Origin of the sequence: Ferrovum myxofaciens, assembly GCF_000735045.1 — a bacterium.
GTDB lineage: Bacteria > Pseudomonadota > Gammaproteobacteria > Burkholderiales > Ferrovaceae > Ferrovum > Ferrovum myxofaciens.
Genome location: NZ_JPOQ01000464.1, coordinates 1 through 266, shown reverse-complemented (window position 1 = coordinate 266; position 266 = coordinate 1). Strand labels below are relative to the sequence as shown.

1 pseudogene is annotated in these 266 nt (G+C 62.8%); it reads right to left on the bottom strand.

Annotated elements, in window-relative coordinates:
• Positions 1 to 266 (bottom strand): annotated as a pseudogene (locus IV91_RS0114595) (IS21 family transposase); the annotation flags it as partial.

Below are 266 nucleotides of genomic sequence, written 5' to 3'. Positions count from 1 at the left end.
CACAGGCGGCTTCCAGTCGTAATTTGCCATAGCGTTTGGCCAGAGACAGTAACCCCAGGCAGGCCCGATAACCGTGTTCTGGATGCTTGTGCTCCTCGATCAGGCGGGTCACTGTGACCCCGGTGGCCGGGCCAATGCTCTCACCCCAGTGAATCAGACGCTGGGGTGTCCATTCCCTATGGGCCCGGTGGGCCGCGGGCATATGCTCGGCGAGGGTGGTGAATCCACCGCGTTGATCGGAGCGAGCATGACTGGCCACCCGTTGC